General features: G+C 70.2%; 17 protein-coding genes. 5 read left to right on the top strand and 12 right to left on the bottom strand.

Features of this window, described 5'->3' with window-relative positions; all coding sequences use genetic code 11:
• Window positions 1-75: 75 nt before the first annotated feature.
• Window positions 76-915 (top strand): LysR family transcriptional regulator, encoded by an 840-nt coding sequence (locus ACWEMY_RS13755; protein WP_452390291.1) that lies wholly within the window; start codon window positions 76-78, stop codon window positions 913-915.
• A 97-nt stretch (window positions 916-1,012) separates the two neighbouring features.
• On the top strand, window positions 1,013-1,738 hold the full coding sequence (locus ACWEMY_RS13750; protein ID WP_452390290.1) for a VWA domain-containing protein: 726 nt from the start codon (window positions 1,013-1,015) through the stop codon (window positions 1,736-1,738).
• A 25-nt stretch (window positions 1,739-1,763) separates the two neighbouring features.
• On the opposite strand, the gene ACWEMY_RS13745 is transcribed toward ACWEMY_RS13750, so the two are convergent.
• Window positions 1,764-3,176 carry a three-helix bundle dimerization domain-containing protein gene (locus ACWEMY_RS13745; protein ID WP_452390289.1) on the bottom strand — a complete coding sequence of 471 codons (1,413 nt, stop codon included), beginning with the start codon at window positions 3,174-3,176 and terminating at the stop codon, window positions 1,764-1,766.
• A 221-nt stretch (window positions 3,177-3,397) separates the two neighbouring features.
• On the bottom strand, window positions 3,398-3,760 hold the full coding sequence (locus ACWEMY_RS13740; protein WP_452390288.1) for an ArsR/SmtB family transcription factor: 363 nt from the start codon (window positions 3,758-3,760) through the stop codon (window positions 3,398-3,400).
• A gap of 27 nt (window positions 3,761-3,787) precedes the next feature.
• Between ACWEMY_RS13740 and ACWEMY_RS13735 the strand changes: the two genes are divergently transcribed.
• Window positions 3,788-5,797, top strand: a complete 2,010-nt coding sequence (locus ACWEMY_RS13735; RefSeq protein WP_452390287.1) for a heavy metal translocating P-type ATPase — start codon at window positions 3,788-3,790, stop codon at window positions 5,795-5,797.
• Between the two features lie 2 nt (window positions 5,798-5,799).
• On the opposite strand, the gene ACWEMY_RS13730 is transcribed toward ACWEMY_RS13735, so the two are convergent.
• The 4 genes from ACWEMY_RS13730 to ACWEMY_RS13715 all read right to left on the bottom strand — a co-directional run bounded on the left by ACWEMY_RS13730 (window position 5,800) and on the right by ACWEMY_RS13715 (window position 11,531).
• Window positions 5,800-6,348 carry a DUF308 domain-containing protein gene (locus tag ACWEMY_RS13730; RefSeq protein ID WP_452390286.1) on the bottom strand — a complete coding sequence of 183 codons (549 nt, stop codon included), beginning with the start codon at window positions 6,346-6,348 and terminating at the stop codon, window positions 5,800-5,802.
• Complete coding sequence (locus ACWEMY_RS13725; protein ID WP_452390328.1) at window positions 6,345-8,654, bottom strand: ATP-binding cassette domain-containing protein; 2,310 nt, start codon at window positions 8,652-8,654, stop codon at window positions 6,345-6,347. The genes ACWEMY_RS13730 and ACWEMY_RS13725 overlap by 4 nt, the downstream gene beginning before the upstream one ends.
• Before the next feature lie 144 nt (window positions 8,655-8,798).
• Complete coding sequence (locus tag ACWEMY_RS13720) at window positions 8,799-10,004, bottom strand: GNAT family N-acetyltransferase (protein ID WP_452390285.1); 1,206 nt, start codon at window positions 10,002-10,004, stop codon at window positions 8,799-8,801.
• A gap of 66 nt (window positions 10,005-10,070) precedes the next feature.
• Window positions 10,071-11,531, bottom strand: coding sequence for a S8 family peptidase (locus ACWEMY_RS13715; protein WP_452390284.1), 1,461 nt, complete (start codon window positions 11,529-11,531; stop codon window positions 10,071-10,073).
• Window positions 11,532-11,775: 244 nt separating this feature from the next.
• On the opposite strand from ACWEMY_RS13715, the gene ACWEMY_RS13710 reads away from it, so the two are divergent.
• Window positions 11,776-13,485, top strand: coding sequence for a glycoside hydrolase domain-containing protein (locus ACWEMY_RS13710; protein ID WP_452390283.1), 1,710 nt, complete (start codon window positions 11,776-11,778; stop codon window positions 13,483-13,485).
• A gap of 3 nt (window positions 13,486-13,488) precedes the next feature.
• Here the strand turns inward: ACWEMY_RS13710 and ACWEMY_RS13705 are convergent, their stop codons facing one another.
• The 3 genes from ACWEMY_RS13705 to ACWEMY_RS13695 all read right to left on the bottom strand — a co-directional run bounded on the left by ACWEMY_RS13705 (window position 13,489) and on the right by ACWEMY_RS13695 (window position 14,872).
• Window positions 13,489-13,674 carry a hypothetical protein gene (locus ACWEMY_RS13705; RefSeq protein WP_375927405.1) on the bottom strand — a complete coding sequence of 62 codons (186 nt, stop codon included), beginning with the start codon at window positions 13,672-13,674 and terminating at the stop codon, window positions 13,489-13,491.
• Window positions 13,675-13,723: 49 nt separating this feature from the next.
• Window positions 13,724-13,876, bottom strand: coding sequence for a hypothetical protein (locus ACWEMY_RS13700; protein WP_452390282.1), 153 nt, complete (start codon window positions 13,874-13,876; stop codon window positions 13,724-13,726).
• A gap of 69 nt (window positions 13,877-13,945) precedes the next feature.
• Window positions 13,946-14,872, bottom strand: a complete 927-nt coding sequence (locus ACWEMY_RS13695) for a hypothetical protein (protein WP_452390281.1) — start codon at window positions 14,870-14,872, stop codon at window positions 13,946-13,948.
• Between the two features lie 447 nt (window positions 14,873-15,319).
• Between ACWEMY_RS13695 and ACWEMY_RS13690 the strand changes: the two genes are divergently transcribed.
• A complete protein-coding gene (locus tag ACWEMY_RS13690; protein WP_452390280.1) occupies window positions 15,320-16,024 on the top strand; it encodes a hypothetical protein in 705 nt (234 codons plus the stop codon).
• A 195-nt stretch (window positions 16,025-16,219) separates the two neighbouring features.
• Here ACWEMY_RS13690 and ACWEMY_RS13685 read toward each other — a convergent pair whose 3' ends face one another.
• The 3 genes from ACWEMY_RS13685 to ACWEMY_RS13675 form a co-directional block, all read right to left on the bottom strand.
• Complete coding sequence (locus tag ACWEMY_RS13685; RefSeq protein ID WP_452390279.1) at window positions 16,220-17,068, bottom strand: DUF1214 domain-containing protein; 849 nt, start codon at window positions 17,066-17,068, stop codon at window positions 16,220-16,222.
• Entirely contained in the window at window positions 17,065-17,373 is a 309-nt protein-coding gene (locus ACWEMY_RS13680) for a hypothetical protein (protein ID WP_452390278.1), read from the bottom strand. The genes ACWEMY_RS13685 and ACWEMY_RS13680 overlap by 4 nt, the downstream gene beginning before the upstream one ends.
• A gap of 358 nt (window positions 17,374-17,731) precedes the next feature.
• Window positions 17,732-18,436, bottom strand: coding sequence for a hypothetical protein (locus ACWEMY_RS13675; protein ID WP_452390277.1), 705 nt, complete (start codon window positions 18,434-18,436; stop codon window positions 17,732-17,734).
• Window positions 18,437-18,451 lie beyond the last annotated feature (15 nt).

The following is an 18,451-nucleotide window of genomic DNA, read 5'->3' as shown; positions in this document are numbered from 1 at the left end:
TGGTCCAAGACCGATCGGGTGGGCGGCGATACCGCACGGGTATCGATCGTGGTCGTCGGCGGATACCATCGCCGCGTGGAGACGCGGGAGCTGCGCTATTTCGTGGCCGTCGCCGAGGAGTTGCACTTCGGGCGGGCGGCACAACGGCTCACGATCGCGCAACCTCCACTGTCGCGAGCGATCCAGCAGCTCGAACGGCGGCTCGGAGTCGTCCTGCTGCACCGCACCGCTCGCGCCGTCGCCTTGACCGAGGCCGGGGCGGTGCTGCTGCGGGAGGCCAGGGCCGCCCTCGATGCGATCGAGGCCGCCGAGCGGCGAACCCGCCGGGCCGGGTCCGCCCGGCCCGGTGTCGTGCTGGCCACCAAGGCCGGAGCGTCCAGCGATCTGCTGTCGAAGCTGTTGCACACCTATGCCGCCGAACCGGGTGCTGTCCCCGTCGAGGTGATGCTGTGCGGGCCGGGCCAGCCGGAGAGCCTGCTGCGCACCGGGCAGGCCGATGTCGCTCTGCTCCACCGGCCCTATGACACGACAGCCGGATTCGACACCGAGGATCTGCACACCGAACAGCAGGTCGTGGTGCTGCCCGCGGGTCATCCCCTCGCCGACCGGACGCAGGTGTCATCGGCCGAGGTCGGCACCCTGACGAACCTGCCCCTGCCGCGCTGGCCGCGACCGGACGGCAGCTACCGGGACGGGCCCGGTCCGCAGGTGCGCGACCACACCCAGCTGTTCCAGCTGATCGCGCTCGGGCTGACCTGCGCGGTCGTGCCCGAGTCGCTGCGCGCCCAGCTGCGGGACGATCACGCCGTCGTCCCCGTGCCCGACGCGCCACCCGTCACGACGGTCATCGCCTGGCCACCACACAGCAGATCCCGGGCCGTCGCCGACCTCGTTCACACCGCCACGAACCTCTGACAAGTACCACGTCGCCGACCCGTACTCGGCGAACATGCCTGGGCGAGAGAGCATTCGACGCCCCGGCCCCGCCTGTCGACGCTGGTAGCGTTGCCGCGTGCGACGTCGTCACCGATTCCGGTGCACCCTGGCAACGATTCTGGCACTGGCCGCCGCCTCCGGGTGCGCCCGCGAAGGCCACGCGGTACCCGTACAGAGCGCGCTACCTGGCTGCGACGCCGTCGTGATGATCGTGCTCGACGCCTCCTTGTCGATGGAGGCCACCGACGTGGCACCCAGCCGTCTCGCGGCCGCCACCGGCGCGCTCGGGTCCTACACGCACCGGTTGGCTCCGCAGACCGCGCTCGGGCTCGTGACCTTCGCGGGCACCGCGTCGACCCTGGTGACACCGACGACCAACCGCGACGCCATCGATGCCGCCCTGCGCACCGTGCGCTTGGCCGAACGCACCGCCACCGGCGAGGGCATCTTCACCGCGCTCGCGACGATCGCCACCGTCGACAAGGTCGTCGCGCCCCCGGGCGGGCGGCGGATCATCCTGGTCTCCGACGGCAAACAGACCCTCCCCGCCGACCTCGACGACCCCCGCGGCGCCTACACCGCCGCCCGACAAGCCGCGTCCGACGGCGTCACGGTCTCGACGATCTCGCTGGGCACCCCCACCGGCACGGTCGCGATACCCGGCCCCGACACCACACACACCGTCCCCGTCCCCACCGACGACGAATCACTGCGCGAGATCGCCTGCCTCGGCGGCGGCACATTCCACACGGCCACCACCACCGAACACCTCACCACCGCCTTATCGACCCCGGCCTGCTGAGGGTGGCGCTGGATCTGCGGGGAAATCAGTTGTAGGAGGCGGCGACTCCGTCGAGGAGGTGTTCGAGGGTGTCGTAGGCGGGCACGTCGACGATGTCGATCAGGTTCGGCGGGACGGGCACTGTGCGCTCGGCGGCGACCGCGGTGAACTGGGCGTTGTCGCCGGTGCGGAAGCCGTGTTCGGCGGCGAGTCTGCGCAGGTCCGGGTTCTCGGTGAGCAGGGCGCCGATCTTGTCGCCGGTGGCGGTGAGCGGGACCAGTGTGTGGGTGGACAGGACGGTCGGGGTCGGATAGGTGAGCACCATGTCGGGGGTGACGCGTCCCTGGCCGGCGGCCTCGATGTACTGGGCCTCGTAGATGCACACCAGCGGCGTCGGACCCATTCCGTTGGCCAGGTACTGGTTGAACGGGCCCTCGCTGCTGGTGTCGGTGTAGCCCTGGGCGAGGAACAGTTTCGACAGGGCGGGCAGCACGTGCGCCTCGGCGGTGGCGCCGCGCACGATGGTGTGGTCGTTGGCGACATAACTGGCGATCGACAGATACATGGCCGCGGAGTTGGAGCTGCGCGGGTCGGTGGTGGAGACCAGGATGTTCTTGGCGACCGGGTAGCTGGTGTTGCCGGGCAGGTCGTCCCACTGCACGCCGGCGGCGGTCAGTTCCAGGTACTTGTTCATGTCGAAGGTGGCGACCGGGCCGGGCGCGATCACTCCCGCCGCGGTGAGCAGGTCGGCGATCGGGCGGTAGGTGGCGATGGCGATCGGTGAGGAGAACGGCGTGTATTTCGTCGTGATCGCCTGCTGCCGCTGGATGCGTTCGGCGGCCGGACTGCTCGACGGGAACGCGAAATCGTAGCGATCCAGATCCACGGTGGTGGCGATCTGGCGTGACCCGGCGGGTTCCACCTCCACCCGCACGCCGTGCTCGGCCAGTACGCGCACCACGTTCTCGTCCTGGAAGAACGCGACCTTCTCCGACCCGACGACACCACGCACCACCGTGAGCGCGGCCGGTGCCGCCGCGGGTGCGGGGTCACCGCCGGGCCACAGCACCGCCCCGGCGACGACGGCGGCCACCATCCCGGCGGCGCCGATCGACAACGGCAGCACCGCGCGCCTGCTCACCGTCCGCCGATGCTCGCCGCCGGAGCTCTGCCGCGCCGGTTCCGGTTTCGTCAGCCGGACGGTGGCCGGTGCGGGCACTCGCACCGTCGGGTCGGGGTCGGCCAGTTCGCGGCGCACGATCCGCTCGACCAGGATCGGCACGAATTCCCGGATCGGGGTGCCGTCGAATCGGGTGTGCGCGGCGCCCACGGCCGAGGTCACCTGTTCGACGGGCACGTTCTCGGACAGGTCCTCGACCAGACTCTCGGTCATGCGCCGCATCGCCTGCGCTTCTCGCTGGACGACATCGGCTGCTGCGCCGGAGGTTTCGCGCGACACCACATTCTCCTGGGCTCGGATCGGCTGCGGACACGGCGCGCCGGACGGAGATGCCCGTGCGCACGCCGCGGGCCACGCTACCGGCGCGCAGCACAGTTGCCCCCGCGGTGAACGGGTGGGCACGCAGAGTTCAACACGCGCTCGGCTGCCCGCCATGTCGCGTTGTCCGGCTGTTCGCGATCGCGGCCGAAATATGTTCCGCTAGAGCGTGATTGGCCCGGTCAGCTCGCGGCGCCGGGGCGCTCGGCCAGGCCCAGTCGCAGATGTTCGCTGTGATAGACGGCTTCGTCGAGCAATTGGGCGACGTGATTGTCGTAGAGGCTGTAGACGATGCTGCGCCCGGCGCGGGTCCCGGTGACCAGCCCCAGGTTGCGCAGCAGCCGCAGCTGGTGTGAGACCGCGGACTGCTCCATGCCGACCGCGTCGGCGAGCTCGGTGACCGGGCGCGGCCCCTGGCGCAGTTCGCTGAGGATGAGCAATCTGCTCGGGGTCGCCAGGGCCTGCAAGGTCGTGGCGACGTGCGCGGCCGCGTCCGCGTCCAGCCGTGCGATCGGCCGGTCGTGGCCATCGACACCGTGTCCCATGGCCGCAGTCTAACCCGGCCACAACACATGAATATCTCTTCATTTGTTCTGTTATTGTCGCGGAGTCCGTCCCCCGACCACCGGAGGTGCCCCGTGGCCTCGTCCCTCGCCACGCCCGTCCACCCCGCTACCGCGCGAGCGGCGAGTCCCCCGCGACGCATCCGCTGGACGGCCCTGCCGGAAATGCGCTGGGCCGCTGCCGCGTCGGTCCTGTTCGCCCTCGGCGTGCTCGCCCAGCTGGGTGGGACGCCGGCCTGGCTGTGGTGGTCGCTGTATCTGGCCTGCTACGTCACCGGCGGGTGGGAACCCGGCCTCGCGGGACTGCGCGCACTGCGCGACAAGACACTCGATGTCGATCTGCTGATGGTGGTGGCGGCACTCGGCGCCGCCGCCATCGGACAGGTCTTCGACGGGGCGCTGCTCATCGTCATCTTCGCCACCTCCGGCGCACTCGAGGCGTTCGCCACCGCCCGCACCGAGGACTCCGTGCGCGGCCTGCTCGACCTGACCCCCGACACCGCCACCGTGCTCACCGCCGACGGGGCCGAACACACCGTCGCGGCCGCCGACCTCGAGATCGGCGCCACCGTGCTGGTCCGTCCCGGCGCGCGGATCGCCGCGGACGCGACGGTCGTCGCGGGCACCAGCGAGGTCGATCAGGCCACCGTGACCGGCGAGTCCCTGCCGGTCGACAAGCACCCCGGTGACACCGTGTTCGCCGGAACCCTCAACGGCACCGGGGTGCTGCGGATACGGGTCGAGCGCCGCGCCGAGGACTCGGTGGTGGCGCGCATCGCCGGTCTGGTCGAGCACGCGAGCCGGACCGCCGCGCCACGGCAGCTGTTCATCGAGAAGATCGAGCAGCGCTACTCCCTGGGCATGGTCGTGGCCACGCTCGCGGTGTTCCTGGTGCCGCTGGGTTTCGGTGCGACGCTGCAGAGCGCGCTGCTGCGCGCGATGACGTTCATGATCGTCGCCTCCCCGTGCGCGGTGGTGCTGGCCACGATGCCGCCGTTGCTGGCGGCCATCGCCACCGCCGGTCGCCACGGCGTCCTGGTCAAGTCCGCGGTGGTGATGGAACACCTGGGCACCACGACCCGCGTCGTCTTCGACAAGACCGGCACCCTGACCCGCGGCGTGCCCGTCCTCGGCGCGGTCGCCGTGCTCGACGCGAGCCTGACCGAAGACCAGGTACTGCGCCTGGCCGCGGCCGCCGAACACCCCAGCGAACATCCCCTGGCCAGCGCGATCGTGCGCGCCGCCCGCGACCGCGGCCTGCGCCTGCCGCCCACCGAAGACTTCGCCGCCCGACCCGGACGAGGGGTGACCGCCCTCGTCGAGGGCACCACGGTCCAGGTGAGCTCACCGGCGACGCTCACCGGCACCGACCCCGCCCACGGCGCGGTCGCGGAACTCGAGCGCAGCGGCCACACCGCGGTCGTCGTCTCCCGCGAGGACACCCCGATCGCGGTACTCGGCATCACCGACCAGCTCCGCCCCGAAGCCGCCGCCACCGTCGCCGTGGTGACCGCGACCACCGGCGCCGCACCGGTTCTGCTCACCGGCGACAATCGGGTCACCGCCGCCGCGCTGGCCCGCCGGGTCGGCATCACCGAGGTCAGGGCCGAGCTGCTGCCCGAGGACAAGGTCGCCGCGATCCGGGCCCTGCGGGATGCGGGAGAACAGGTCGCGATGGTCGGTGACGGCATCAACGACGCTCCCGCCCTGGCCGCCGCGCCGGTCGGGATCGCGATGGGCGGCGCCGGATCCGACCTGGCGCTACAGACCGCCGACGTGGTGATCGTGCGCGACGACCTCACGACCATCCCCGCCCTGGTGCGCCTCTCACGTCGCGCCCACCGCGTCGTGGTCGCCAACCTCGTCATCGCAGGCGGGTTCATCGCCGCGCTGGTGGTCTGGGATCTGGTCGGGCACCTGCCGCTGCCGCTGGGTGTGGCCGGACACGAGGGCTCGACCGTGCTCGTCGGCCTCAACGGTCTGCGCCTGCTGCGCTCGTCCGCGTGGCGTGCGCACTGAGCTCAGTGGTCGGTGACTGGCCCACGCAGCGCGGCCCGCAGCAGTCCCCCGGTCAGCAGCTCGAGCGCCCCGATCACCAGCAGCCCGGCACCGGCGAGGGTGGCCAGCCCGGTGACGGTCTGGAACTTCACGGCGATCACCACGATCCCGACGATCGCGGTGCCCACCCCGCACACCTCGTGCAGCGGTCCACCGGCGAGCCCGTCGTCGAAGGCCGCCACCAGTGCCTGCACGGTGCCGCGCACCGCCCACCCCAGCCCGATCCACAACGCCAGCAGCTCGATCGTGCCACCGCTGAAGGCGAGCATCGACAGGGTCAGGGTGAGGATCGCGCTCACCACCACCAGCACCCGCAGCGCCACCGCGATCCGCGCGAGCAACGCCAGATACGCCTGCATCCCCGCACTGACCAGCAGCGAGGTGCCGAACACCAGCGCCAGCGTGGTCGTGCTGCGCCCCGGCCACAACAGCAGCGCCAGCCCGAGCGCGAACGAACAACCCCCGGCGATGAGCATCGCCTGCCGGGTGCCGTCGCGCGGGGCCGCGCTCACCTCAGATGGTCCCGCAGGTAGGGCGCGGTGCGGCTGTCCGGGTCGGCCGCGACCTGTTCGGGTGTCCCCTGCGCCACGATCCGCCCGCCCCGCGCCCCACCGCCGGGGCCCATGTCGATCACGTGATCGGCCCGGGCCACGACCGTCATCTCGTGTTCGACCACGACCACGCTCGCGCCGGAGTCGACCAGCGAATCGAGTTGGGCGAGCAGCACATCGGTGTCGGCCGGATGCAGTCCGGTGGTCGGTTCGTCCAGGAGATACACCGTGTTGCCGCGACGCACCCGCTGCAGTTCGGTGGCCAGTTTCACCCGCTGCGCCTCCCCGCCGGACAGTTCCGTCGCCGGCTGACCCAGCCGCAGATATCCCAGACCGACATCGGCGAGGGTGCTCAGCGCGCGGGCGACAGCGGGGACATCGGCGAGGAACACCGCGGCCGCGTCCACCGTCAGGTCCAGCACCTCGGCGATGGTGGTGTCGCGGTAGGTGATCTCGAGAGTCTCGGGGTTGTAGCGGGCACCGTGACAGTCCGGGCAGGGACTGTAGGTGCTGGGCAGGAACAGCAGTTCGACGGTGATGTATCCCTCGCCCTGACAGGTCGGACAGCGCCCCTCGGCGACATTGAACGAGAACCGGCCCACCCCGTAGCTGCGCGCCCGCGCCTGCGGGGTGTCGGCGAAGAGTTTGCGGACGGTGTCGAACAGGCCGGTGTAGGTGGCCAGATTCGACCGCGGGGTGCGCCCGATCGGCGCCTGGTCGACCTCCACCACCCGGCTGATCGTGTCGTCCGCTTCGGCGCCGCGCGAGACGGCGTGCAGCAGCGTGGATTTGCCCGACCCGGACACACCGGTGATCGCGGTGAACACACCCAGCGGCAGGTCGACATCCACATCGACCAGATTGTGGCTGGTGATCGCACGCAGCGCGAGCACACCGGTCGCGGCCCGTTTCGCGCGCACCGGCCGCACGATCTCGTCGAACAGGTACGGGCGGGTCACCGACTCGGACACCGCGCGCAGACCCTCGACCTCCCCGCTGTAGAGCACCCGTCCCCCGTGCACGCCGGCACCGGGCCCGATGTCGATCAGCCAGTCGGCGTGGCGCACCACGTCGAGGTCGTGCTCGACGAGGAACACGCTGTTGCCGGAGTTCTTGAGCCGCCCGAGCACCGTGGTCAGCGCGGCCGTGTCGGCGGGATGCAGTCCGGCCGAGGGCTCGTCGAGGATGTAGACCACACCGAACAGCCCCGAACGCAACTGTCCGGCCAGGCGCAGCCGCTGCAACTCCCCACCGGACAGGGTCGGGCTCTCCCGGTCGACGCTGAGATAGCCGAGCCCGAGCTCGATGAGCACATCCAGCCGGGAGGTGAGGTCCTGGGTGAGCACCGCCACCGCCGCGGTCCCGGCCGTGTAGGGCCGCAGGACTTCGGCGAGTTCGCTGATGGGCAGTTCGGCCAGCTCGGCGATGTTGTGACCGGCGAAAGTCACTGCCAGCGCTTCGGGTTTCAGCCGCCGCCCACCACACAGCGGGCAGACGGCGGTGTGCAGGAACCCCGCCGCGCGCGCCCGGGTCGTCTCGCTCTTGGACTCCGCGTGCGCGCGCAACAGCAGCCGTTCGGCGCTGGTGTAGGTGCCCTGATAGGGGCGGTGGATGCGATGCGGTTCGCGTTCGGGTTCCACGGTGACGACGGGCTTGTCGGCGGTGAACAGGATCCATTCCCGGGCGGCGGGGGCGAGTTCGCGCCACGGCCGGTCGATGTCGTAGCCGAGGGCGGCGAGCACATCACGCAGATTCTTGCCCTGCCACGCACCCGGCCACGACGCGATCGCGCCCTCGCGAATGCTCAGCGACGGGTCGGGCACCATCGACGCCTCGGTCGCCTCGTGCACCACCCCCTGCCCGTGACAGCGCGGGCAGGCACCCTCGACGGTGTTCGGCGAGAACGCGTCCGAATACAGCCGGTTGGTGCCCTGCGGATAGTGCCCTGGCCCGGTTCTGTCCGGACCGGGCGGGTAGTCGCCCTCGCGGGACATGAGCATGCGCAAGGTGTTCGAGATCGCGGTCACCGTCCCGACGGTCGAGCGGGAGGACGGCGCCGACCGTCGTTGCGCGAGCGCCACCGTCGGCGGCAAGCCGGTCACCTCGTCCACATCGGGTGCCTCGACCTGATGCAGCAACCGCCGGGCATACGGCGCCACCGACTCCAGATAGCGACGCTGCGATTCCGCGTACAGGGTGCCGAAAGCCAGCGACGACTTCCCCGACCCCGAGACCCCCGTGAACGCGACCAGCGCGTTGCGGGGCATCGCGGCGCTCACATCACGCAGATTGTGGACCCGGGCGCCGCGCACCCGAACCGAAGGATCGACCTCGTGCGAATCCACAGCTACCGAGATTACGCGGTCACCCCCGGCCCGCGACGCCACACACGCTGGGCGTTCCCGGCCGCACTAGAAGAACCAGCCCAGTTCGGGTGCTCGCGCGGTGGCGAACGCCGCGTCGAAGGCCCGCAGCGCCGCCGGGTCCGCGACACCGATCCGATGCGCCGCGGCCAGTGTGCGAGCCCGGTGCCCGCCGAAGTAGAGCGCGCCGAGCACAGCGATGTCGAAGCTCAGGTCCGCGGGCCGGGTGGTGGGCGAACAGTCGGCGACACCGTCACGAACGCGCAGCGCGAACCGGCCGCCCGCGGTGCGGAACGGATCGTGCACGTCCACGACGGTGTCGAGCTCGCCCTCGTAGCCGCGCGCGACGAGCGCCGCGGGGACATCCATCACCCGCGCCCACAGCGCATCACCACGCTGGGTGACCCGGACGGTGCGCGGGTCGGTGAACAGATACGGCAGCGGATCGTCCTCGGCGAGCGTGGCTTCCACCCGGTCGACGAGATCCAGGCCGAGCAGCACCCGCCACAGTGCCGCGTGTGCCGCCGGTGTCACCGCCCGAATCTCCGAGACCGTCACCACCGACTCGTGCGCGTCACGACGCCGCTGATACAGCGCGTACCCGTCGGGATGGGTCAGCACGAACACCGACGACACCCCCGACCGGCGACCCTCCGGATCGTCGAACACCAACGCCCACTTCGCCTCCGGCCGCTCCTGCGCGGCCGAGGTCCGCCGCTGCCAGCGCTCGTAGACCGCGCGGATGTGCCCGGCGGCGGACTCGAGGGTGGCCATGACGACCCCGCCGGGATCGGGTGTGGTGGGACGGAACTCGACGCGGCGGCGATCGATGGAGACCGTGGTGTCGGTGACGGCGGGGTCGTAACCGAACCGGCCGTAGATCGTGCCCTCGCTGGCGGTGAAGATCGTCAACGGCAGCCCGTCGGCCTCGGTCCGGGCGTGCTGCGCCGTGTACAGGGCACGCAACAGTCCGCGACGCCGATGGGTCGGGGCCACGGCCACCGCCGACACGCCACGCGCGCGCACCGTGCGGTCTCCGGGCACGGTGACCGTCATCGTGATGTCGACGGTGTGCCCCACCACCTGTCCGGCGTCGGCCACCACCAGCGACCGCTCCACCGGGAACAGGCGCTGCCGGTGCTCGCGTTCCTCGGCGCCGAGCCTGCCGCCGAAGGCCGTGGCCAGCAGTTCGGCGATCCCGTCGCGGTCGCCGGTACCCGCCGCCCGCACACTGATGCTGTTGCCCGATGACATGCCCGTACCCTCCCACGCGCGCCCGGCGAACACACCTGATTTACGGCGCGGGTTGTGCCCCCGAGATCAGCTCGTGCTGCCGCGCTCCACCATGGCCCGCAGGTCCGGCAGGGCGCCGATCCGCTGGGTCCGGGGCCTGCCGGGGGCGTCGGTCTGCGCGGAACCGGTCGCGCGCAGCAACGCCCGGATCTGTTCCGGCGTCCCCCGGCCCCCGCTGTGCGCCCGAATCCCCTGATAGGCGGCGACCGCCCCGACCACGATCGGTGACGCGCTCGATGTGCCGCTGAACTCGTCGGTGTACCAGAGGTCTTCGTCGGGTCCGCCCTGCAGGTCGCCGTAGCCGGTGGTGGTGACCTCACGTCCCCACCCCTGCACGTCCAGGCGCGCACCGTAATTGGAGAACGCCAGCCGCGAGCGGGCGGGACCGTGGTCGCGACCGTGCAGGCCGGGCGGCGGCGCGCCCGCGCCGACCAGGACGGCACCGGAATCGACGCCGCCGCCCCGCAGCGGATTGCGCCAATCGGCGGGAAACTCCGCAGGCCGCGCGTCGTAGACCGGATCGTCGAAGTTCTCGCCGCCGTTGCCCGCGGCTTCCACCACGACGATCCCGCGCCCGACCGCGTAACGCACGGCCGCGAAGTCGTCGGGCCACCATTCCACCGCGATGTAGCCGCGCTGGTCACCGGTGGTCCGGTAGCCGAATCGCGGCCCCGGACGGTGCAGTTCGATCAGCAGCACATCACCGGGATCCAAGGCGTCGGCGGCGGAGCGAATCGCGGTCGCCGAACCGGTCCCGAAGATCGACACCGCCCTGATGTGGGCCTCCGGCGCGATCCCGGTGATCCCGAACGCGTTGAGGTCACCGCTGATCTCGCCCGCCACGGCGGTACCGTGATTGCGCCAGCCGAGATCGTCGGCGGCGTTCCCACCGATCATCCCGCCCTGGTTCTGCCGCAGGTCCTCGTGGGTGAACCGCCACGCGCCCTCGACATCGATCACCCGCACGCCGGTGCCGAGCCCGCCGGGCCGGGTATGCGCCCAGTGTGCGTCGATACCGGTGGGTCCCGCGTCCAGATAGCCCTGGCGGGTACGGAAATCCGGGGTCACCGGCGGGGCCTCCGCGGCGACGACGTTCCCGGCCGACGGGGCGAGCGGTGGTTCGGCGGGCGGTTTGACGTAGGCGGCGGCGACGGTGTCGTCCTCGCGGAGCCGATCGGCGAGCTCGCCGAGATCACCCACCGCGCCGCGCACGGTGAAATACCGCAGGTACTCACCGGCCGACGGAGCCTGCGGCGTGTCCGCGAGCCGGTCGGAGAGCCGGTTGTCGGGCCCGAAGATCGGCTCGAGATGCGCCGTCGCTGGCAGGATCTCCTCGACATGTCCGCGCACCGACCGGTTCTCCCGCAGCGCGCGAGCGGTGATGGTGGGCCCAGGCGGCACGGTGAGGACGACCAGTTCGCCGGGGGCGCCCGCGGCGGCCCGCGCGCCGGGTCGCTGCTGCTTGCGAGGTCGAGCGGTGGAGGCCATGGGTATCAGTGAACCGCGCCCCACACGCCTTGCGCTACCGTTCATCCGCACACGCGGGCCGCGACACGCCGTACCGGGCCGCGTACGCGGGTGTATCCGTCGCGGGTTGCCGGGTACGCCGGTGTTCGTGAGTGAATCATGATGCGCGCCTATGGCTTTCACCTAGAATTGCCGCAGGGTGAGATCCTCGGTCACCCGGCGTGAACCAGACCATCGGAAAATGCCGTCTCGCAGGGGGTCAACCATGTCTACCGCTGTCGATTTCGCCGCCCGCCTCATCGATCCCGCGGCCATCGCCGCCGCAGGGCACTCGGCAGTCCTCGCCTATGTCTCGCCGTCGCGGCCCGGCGCGAACTTCGGCGCCAAACCCATCACCGCCGACTACGCGCGCGCCCTGGCCGCCGCGGGCCTGGATGTCGTGTCCATCTGGCAGTACGGCAAACCCGGCGACGCCACCCCCTCGGACTGGACCACCGGCTTCGACGGCGGCAGGCGCATGGCCGAGCAGGCCCGCGCCACCCACCTGAGCCTGGGCGCGCCCGCGCACGCGCCGATCTTCTTCGCCGTCGACGAGGACATCTCGCTGTCACAGTGGAACACCACCGCCGTCGAGTTCTTCCGTGGCGTCAATGCCGTGCTCGGCACCGCCAACACCGGCATCTACGGGCATTCGCGGGTGTGCGCGTGGGCGATCGAGGACGGCGTGGTCGGTGGGCGCGGCGGACACAGCTGGGTGTGGCAGACGCGCGCCTGGTCGGGTACCGAACGCGAACCGCGCGCGGTGCTGTATCAGCGGGTGATCGACACCCCGACCAACCCGGGCCCGAAGATCGACGGAACCTCCGTCGACGTCAACGACATCCTGGCCCCCGATTTCGGGCAGTGGGCACTGGACCGCACGGTCACGATCCCGCAGTTCACCGAGATCGACCGGCTCGGCCCCTCGCACTCCCCGCGCAACGGCGTCCGCATCACCAATTTCATCCTCCACACCCAGGAGGGCAACGGCACCGCCGAATCCCTGGCCGCCTACCTCAACAACCCCGCCAACGGCGTCTCCTACCACTACACGCTGCGTGACGGTGTGCTGGTGCGGGTGGTCCCCGAGGAACTCGCCTCCTGGTCGGTGCTGTCGGCCAACCCGTTCACGGTGAACCTGTGCTTCGCGGGCAGCCGGGTGGCGTGGTCGCGCCAGCAGTGGCTCGCCATCGACGCCGACCTGCGCGTCGCCGCCTACATCGCCGTACGCAGCGCCTTGCGCCACGGCTATTCGACCGCGGTCATCGCCCCCGACTACCGGGTGGCCGACGGCATCACCGACCACAACTATGTGACCGAAGCACTCGGCATCGGCAGCCACACCGATGTCGGCCCGAACTTCCCCTGGGATGTGTTCGCCGCCCACGTCGCCGATTTCGCGGGCGCCAGCCCCACCGCCATCGACACCAGGGCCGCCGCGTCACCGTGGCTCGGGCAGCGCCGCACCGACGGCGAGATCGCCACCCCCGACGGCATCGGACGCTTCGCCGAGTTCGACAACGGCTACGTCTACTGGCATCCCGCCACCGACGCGCACGCGATCCCGACCGCGATCATGACCAAATACGCCGAACTCGGCTGGGAAGCAGGCCCCCTGGGCTACCCGATCGCCGAACACACCGAACTTCCCGACCCGCGCGGCACCGGCCCCGGCCTCGCCCAGGCATTCCAGGGCGGCATCGTCTACCGCCGCGCCGGACGTCCCGCCTACCGGGTGCACGGCGCGATCGGCGCACGCTGGGCCGCCTCCGGATACGAGAACGGGCCACTGGGCTGGCCGATCTCGGAGGAGATCGGCCACGACGACGGCAAATACCAGGAATTCGAATTCGGGCGGATCTACTGGGTGCCCGAGCAGGTGGTCGCCCTGCGCACCTCCGGCGACCCCGACACCCCGCTCGCCCGCCCGGCGTGACCTCTAGCCCAGCAGCAGGGCGAGGGTGGTGGCCGCGACTCCGAGGACCAGTGCCGCGACCACGACGAGCGCGATGAGTCGCGTCCGCGGCGACGGACCCTGGTAGGTCGTGTCCTCGTTCAACATGTCGGCGAGGTCGACGGCGGCGAATTCACGGGTCGTTTCCAGGGGTCCGGGCTGCTCGGTCATGAGCGCACACGGTAGTCCAGGGCACGGCCGTGGGTGACCGATACCCCGATCATGGGGCGTACGAAGGCATGTCCAACGCCCGCGCCATGGCCGCCGCGACCGGCCCTGCCTGATCGGGCACGTATCGGCCCGCCCATTCGGCCACGAGGCCGAGGAACTCGACGAGATCACGTCCGACACGCTCGATCAGGACAGGGTGCATAGTGATCACCTCCGGAAGTCTCCTGCGCACCCCGGCTACCACGCCAGCCGAATTCCGGGCGTTACGTGCTCATGCCTGTGGCGCAGTGGTTCTGGTGGCGGCGAGTAGGTCGTCGAGGCGGCGTTCGGCTCGTTCGGCCCGCGCGAGGGTTTCCTTGCGGACCTCGTCGAGGGCGGACAGGCGCTCTGCGGCTTCGGCGCGTGCGCGCTCGAGTGCGGCGGCCGATTCGGTACGCCGCTGTTCGGTTTCCGCGCTCGTGGTGCGGCGCAGGTCGGCGAGCTCCAGGCGTGTCTGGTCGAGTTCGGTGCGGGTGGCGTCGAGTTCGGCGCGGGCGCGGCGCCATTCCTCCCGGGCTTCCGCGGCGGCTTCCACCCGTTCGGCGGTCGCCTGTTCGGCGCGTTCGGTGGCGCGGTCGGCATCGGCGGCACGCTGGATCGCCAGGTCGCGTTCAGCGGCGGCGGCCGCGATTCGGGCGTCGGCGTCGCGGCGGGCGTGGGCGATCTCGGTGTCGGCCCGCTGTTCGGCCCGGCTCACCGCCTCGGCGGCGTCACGCTGAGCAGCGGCGATGTCGTCGGCGGCGTTCTGTTGCGCGGCACGGACTTCGGCGTCGGCCTCGCTGCGGGCAGTGAAGACGTCCTCGGCGGCTTGCTTGGTGACCTGATCCACCGAGGCGAGCACCTCGTCGCGGGCGGCGAGCGCTTCGCCGACCGCTTGTTCGGCCTCCTCCGCGGCGGCCACCGCGTCCTGGGCCACCGACTCGGCCAGTTCCCGCGCCGCCTCGGCGTCCCGCCGCGCCTGTTCGGCCGCCACCGCGGTCATCTCGGCCTCGGCGATGCGGCGGGCAGCGTCGGCCTGCACGGCCTGCACCTGCGCCTCGGCCACCGAGGGATCGCCCAGGGTCTGTAGTTCGGCGACCGCCGCGTTGAGCGTGGTGCCCAATTGTTCGGCCAGTCCACGGAACTGACCGAGCAGCTCGTCGGCCCGCAACCGTGCCACGGTGACCGGCCCTTGTTGCGTCACAGTGACGGCAGCGGGCCCAACCTCCGACTCCTGCTGCAGCCGTTGCCGTTCCCGCCACGCCCGCCATCGCGTGTGGTCCGGGTGGTCACAGTATTCGGAGGGGCGACCCGGACCGCCGCCGCGGGTGATGGGACGGGCACAGCCCGGATAGTTGCAGACGCTCGACACGAGAGAATCGTAACGTTGGTTTCGTCAATCTCTTACGTTTCGACGAAACGAAACCCGTGTCGCCCGTTCAGGTCTCGAATCTACCCTCCGCCCATCTGACCCCCGATAAGTGAACATTATCGGGGGTCAGATGGTCACGAGGGTTCCAATCACCTCCCCTGATTTACGTTTACGTTTGGTCGCATCCAACGATACGTATCCACAACGGAACCTGGTGAAAACTGTGCTCGGTGGTACGGGCGTCCACAACGACAGGTGGCCGATGTCAGCGGGGTCCGGTTGGATGAGCTCGTGACTGTCTACGACGTGGCCCGCCGGCTTCCGGCCATCGCCGACGTGCGGGATCTGTGTCGCTCGGTGGCGATGCTCGATGCGATCCTGAGCCCGGACTGGGAACGCCGGTACTACTCGTTCAACGCCGCGTGGGCGGACGGCGAGGAGGTGGCCTCGATGCGCAACGGGTCAGGAGACGAGTACTCCATCGTGTTCGCGGCGGCCGGGGCCTATGTCCGTGGTTTCGGTCACGAATCGCCGATGAGCCCCTACGGCAACGACTACGAGCCCTGGCCGGGAGTGATCGACGACGTTCCCGATGTCTTCCATGGCTTCGTCGAAGAGCCGGCGTTCACCGACGAGGACGGCGTGCCCGTGGTGACGGCCTGCCTGTGGCGGGAAGCGACGGATGAGCAGTGGCGCCACGGCACCATCGACTTCCCCACTGGCCGCGTCGACCCTGATGGTGCGACAGGTCTGTTCCACCTGCTGGTCGAACGCTCACCCGAATCGTTCCAGCGCTTCGCCGAGGACTACTACGAGATCCCCGTCGACCTGAAAGCGGTGCGTGAGGTGTATGCCTTGCGCCCGCTGGACCAGGAACTCGTGTCGTCGCTGAACGGAAACCTCACCCTGGCGGACCTGGCCCAGGACATCTCCGAAATCGGTTATCCGCGGGTCCGCTGAGCGCCGAAGGCCGGTCACCAGCATTCGCCTGTCCGTCACGATGCGTGTCCATCCAGCGACGATCGCCCTGTCCAATACGTCGCGCGACGTATGCGGCAGCGGCGCGCAGGCTGGCCGAGTACGCGCGGGTGCCCGACGACGGACTGCGCCGGTATCAGGCAGACAGTCAACCGGCGGTGCGGCGGCCGACGTGTATCAGCTGATCTTCTGGATGTCGGCAGGTTTCCAAGTGCCGTCGAACGCGGGCTGTTCGGGGCCGTAGATGCGCAGGTAGACAAACCAGCCACGCCCCGGCACGGTACGGATCCAGCGGCCTTCGGCCCCGGCCGGCTCCTCCGGTGCGAAATACAGGCGCGTCGGTGTCGAGGTGTCGACATCGCTGAGCTCGAACATCGACCGCAGTGCGGCTTTGTCCTGATCGGTCTGTATTTGCGAGCGGGTTTCGGCGTCGTAGACGGTGACCGACCAGAAGAGTTTGCCGGGTACCGGCTGGGGGATGTCGAGGGTGTAGGAGTGGGTGCCGTCGAGGTGGACACCGTCGCCGTCGCGGACCGCGAGCCAGTACAGCGATCCCTGCCCGGCCTGGCGACGGAACATCACCGGGGAGGACACGATCGCCTGGGCGAACCAACGATCGCGGGCCTCGAGGTCCAGACCGTTCGGAGTCTCGAAGTCCCCGTTGTCGGGGACCAGTCCGACCCACTCCCACGCGCGGTCGGGCCAGGCGATGCGATCGGGCCGGTCGCTGGCGAACGCCGAGACCAGCATCTGGTCACGGCCGGTGCGGGCGGCGCGCTCGAGCAGGGCGCGGGTGGTTTCGTCGGTGGGGAACGGTTTGCCCGGTTCGATTCCGAGTGCGCTCAGCAGTCCATGCATCGGCCGGAACTCCTCGATGACGGGTTCGGCGTCGAGTATTTCGTGCAGTTGTTTCCAGTAGTCGAGACCGGCCTCGACCTGGAGGGGGCTGGCGTCCATGGCGGTCTCGGTGATGTCACGGAAGCCCATGCGATCGTCCTCGCCCGCGGCGAGCGGGTAGATCTTCATCGCCCGCAGCGCGTCGAGAGCCTTGTCGATGTCGGCCCCGAGCGGGTGTCGGAGTTCGCGGTGAACCCGATCTGGCGGGGTCCGGTCGAGGCGATGCCCATGGTCTCGTTGGCGTGAATGCCGATTGCACGGTTGCCCCGGAACATTGCGGCGACCGAGATGGTCGGATACCAGAACCGGTACGCGGTCACCGCCCTCGCGAACGTGGCCTCCTCGCGGGCGGCCGCCGCAGCCGCAGCGGTCGGATAGCCGGTATCGAATTCATAGGCGACACCGATCTGCTGGGCTTGCGTGCGTTCGGTCACCGCGGACTCCATTTTCTGTCTCGGGAACGGGCGTGTGGCGCGCCCGGGGACGGATTCTCACTGTCGCATCACCGCCCGCTGCTCGACCCCGCACGAAACGGGTGACTTCGGTCGGGCCTCGCCCCCATCGGTGGCGCAGATACCCGCGTGCTCACTCGTCGCTGTCAGGGTCACGCGCACCACCGCGGCCCGACACATCTTCCCGATGTCCTTCGATTCGGTCGCAGTTGATGCGCCCGCCTGCGGCCTCGTCCAGGGGCGTAGTCCCGGCCGGAACCAGACCACCGGCGACGATCAGGCCGGTCTTGTTGTCGCCAGGCGGTACCCGACGCAGTGGAGCTCGTCGGTGGGGTGGCCGCTAGCTCTGGCGGAGCCGGTCGAAGGTCAATCGCACCTGCGCCCGGGCGACCGTGTCGAGGTCGTGCCGGCTGACCGCGGGACTTTCCGGTTCCCGGGTGAGGTCGATCCGTACGCGCACCATCATGTTGCGGTCCTGGACCTCCATCTCGTAGGTCATATTGGGAACGAGGTCACCATAGGTTTCCCACATCCAGCAGCCGCGGGTGCCGATGTCGGTGACCAGTCCCATATCGATGTCGCCGGAGGCACGCATGGTGCAGAAGTGGCTCGGCGCCGACTCGTCGTGGGTGAACTCGGCCGCGACGACCATGGCGGCACGGTCGAACGAGTAGTCGTCACCGACGGTGCTGGTGTAGTCGACTTCGCATTCCAGGCGGCCGAGGGAGTTGGCCGATGGTGGCGTCTCCGTGTGTACGGGGTCGCGTTTCGGTCTCGTCGCCCATTGGGTCAACGGGGTCGGATCGAGCAGATCGCACGCGTTGGTGATGCCGTTCATCGAATAGGTCGTCGGGCTCGGTGCCGCATCGGCGTCCGTTCCACCCTTGTCACCGGCACCGCGGACGAGGAACCCGATCACCACACCGACGACCAGGCCGAGCACTCCCGCGACGATCAACCCAGTACGCGGCGGCCGCGGATGCGGTGCCGATCCGGCCCCACCCCGATGCGGTGCGTCGCTGTGTTCGCGCTGCGCTTCGCTCATCCTTGATCCCCTCCG

It is taken from the genome of Nocardia sp. NPDC004415 (assembly GCF_053602435.1).
The sequence above is the reverse complement of the archived record's forward strand: the minus strand, read 5'-3'. Positions and strand labels throughout refer to the sequence as shown.